Source organism: Mesorhizobium sp. ArgA1 (genome assembly GCF_053714375.1).
The window spans coordinates 1-370 of record NZ_JBSKBQ010000157.1 but is presented as its reverse complement, the minus strand read 5'-3'; the positions used below and the strand labels follow the sequence as shown (position 1 = coordinate 370).

At 59.2% G+C, this 370-nt stretch carries 1 protein-coding gene; it reads left to right on the top strand.

Annotated features, from left to right (window positions below; translation table 11 throughout):
- Nucleotides 1-174: 174 nt before the first annotated feature.
- A partial coding sequence (locus tag ACWGTI_RS32800; protein WP_454590698.1) for a hypothetical protein occupies nt 175-370 on the top strand: 196 nt, incomplete at its 3' end.

Here is a 370-nt window from a genome sequence, read left to right as displayed (position 1 = left end):
TGTTAGAAAACGGAGGCCTGTGGACGCGGGTTTTTGCTGCCCGGTCAGCTTCTCGACAGCTGATTGCGACAGCTTGTCGTTTGGCGTGCGAGCTCAATCCATTCGCCGCTGAGGCTTTGATCTGAGCCTGTCTGCGCAGACTTGCGAGCAATCAATATTTTCGATGGAGAGGGTATGCGTGGTTCTCAGTTCAATCCTCGGCAGTTGAACCCGTCTGCGCCAGGCTTCGCACGGCAACAGGGGGACGGCGCGAATCTGCAAGCGAACTTTGAGCAGCAGCTGAACCAATTGCAGCCTGGTTCGTCCGGGGAGAGCGCTGGAGGGCGCCGAAGCGCGCATCTCGGCATTTCACGGCCGGTGCCGTCGTTGC